Source organism: Arthrobacter silvisoli, assembly GCF_003369445.1.
Classification (GTDB): Bacteria; Actinomycetota; Actinomycetes; order Actinomycetales; family Micrococcaceae; genus Arthrobacter; species Arthrobacter silvisoli.
The window spans coordinates 1-1553 of sequence record NZ_QRCU01000051.1; the positions used below are offsets into that span (position 1 = coordinate 1).

Below are 1553 nucleotides of genomic sequence, written 5' to 3' on the forward strand. Positions count from 1 at the left end.
CTTCGGCATCCCCAATACGTAGACGCTATCCCGGCCGCGCAAGGAGTGTCGATGGGAACCCCTCCCCATGAAAAGGTCCCCACTGCGCAGGGGCCGGGCCGGAGGTTCACCAGGGCCACGAACACCACGGTGTCCAGCCCGACACTGAGGAGGGCCTGCCATCCGGTGGCCGACATCTATCTCCGCGATCACGCGACGAGCAGCGGCGGGCTTTGGGGAAAGCAGTGGACCGCCGACGCCTCACCAGAAGACGGAGCGCAGTGGAAAAGGGGCCGACACATGCCGGCCCCTCCTTTTCCCCGGGAAGGAAACCTTCCGATCAGCTGGTGGGCCCACCGACGCAGCCGTTGGCGATGAAATCAGCTGCCCCCGGGCCCCAGTTCAGGCCGTCGAAGTGCCCGCTCGCGTTGGGCAGGGCCCAGTCGAAGGGCGGAATGACATCTTCGAAGTCCTGGTGGTCCTGGTGTCCTTGGACGACAGCGAGCTCGTCAGTGGTGATGACTACGAAGGGGTTCTTCTCGCTGTGCGTTGCGTGGCAATAGGTGACTTGGTGGTCCGGCGGAGGGGAAGCCAACGCCGAAGGTGCAATGCCCAGCAGAACGAGTCCGGCCACAGCGCCGGCAGCCCATAGTTTCTTCATGTTCCTTTTTCCTTAATCCAGGTTCTGAACCATGGTTCACTCATCACAGTCCGCGGCTGCCCGATGACGGACCGGCCGGTCTGTACGTACTGGTCGGCACGTTCAGCAAAAAATCCCGTCGTTGGATACGTGGCGCAATGGCACCCCCGCTTTACCGTCTCCACCGCCCAGCCTTTCGAGACGCGACATTCCGTAGAATGCCAGCGCGCCCCCTGCGCGCTGTTTGCAAGAGTAGGCTCCCGGTATTGCGGGGCACCCGAGTAGTCAGTACCTGTTTTCTCCTTGAATTTCCGGCCCGTTCCCTTGAGCCCCGGCACTGTGTACTCGAATTCCGGTGGCGAGGCGGTGCCGGATTTGCGCGCGCCGGCTTCCTCCGGGCCCATGCCGAATGTCTGCCGAGCGGCCTAGCATGGAGCCATGTGCCGCAATATCCACACCCTGCATAACTTCGAACCGCGTGCCACCTCGGCCGAGGTGGAAGCCGCCGCGCTGCAGTATGTGCGCAAGATCAGCGGCAGCAACAAGCCATCCAAGGCCAACGAGGACGCCTTCAACGAGGCCGTGCACCAGATCGCGCATGCCACGCAGCACCTGCTCGACTCCCTGGTTACCCACGGGCCCGCCAAGAACCGCGAGGAGGAAGCCGCCAAAGCCAGGGCCCGCGCCGCGGTCCGCTTCGGCACGGCTTAAGGCGGCCGCCGCATGGCCGGCGGGTGCCAGGCAGGCCGCAGCCGATCGGAGCGCGCAGGCGGGAACGCGGAAACGCCGGCTTAAGCGTGGATGACCCCCTCAAATGTGAGGGGGTCATCCACGTTTCGTCCGGTAATACCTCCGGTAATACCGTCGAAGCAGTCCTTAGTGGGAGGCCTGTTCCTGCTCGTTGGCGTTCTTGGTGGCCTTCTTGCCGGCTTCG

At 64.0% G+C, this 1553-nt stretch carries 3 protein-coding genes; 1 reads left to right on the top strand and 2 read right to left on the bottom strand.

The genetic code is table 11. The features are described from left to right. Window positions 1–319: 319 nt before the first annotated feature. Together DWV11_RS13280 and DWV11_RS19935 are read right to left on the bottom strand one after the other, a co-directional pair. A complete protein-coding gene (locus tag DWV11_RS13280) occupies window positions 320–640 on the bottom strand; it encodes a hypothetical protein (RefSeq protein WP_115789403.1) in 321 nt (106 codons plus the stop codon). Next, entirely contained in the window at window positions 637–1023 is a 387-nt protein-coding gene (locus tag DWV11_RS19935) for a hypothetical protein (RefSeq protein ID WP_136017905.1), read from the bottom strand. Before DWV11_RS19935 ends, DWV11_RS13280 begins: the two co-directional genes overlap by 4 nt. Window positions 1024–1057: 34 nt before the next feature. On the opposite strand from DWV11_RS19935, the gene DWV11_RS13285 reads away from it, so the two are divergent. Beyond that, window positions 1058–1330, top strand: a complete 273-nt coding sequence (locus DWV11_RS13285; protein WP_115789404.1) for a DUF2277 domain-containing protein — start codon at window positions 1058–1060, stop codon at window positions 1328–1330. Window positions 1331–1553 lie beyond the last annotated feature (223 nt).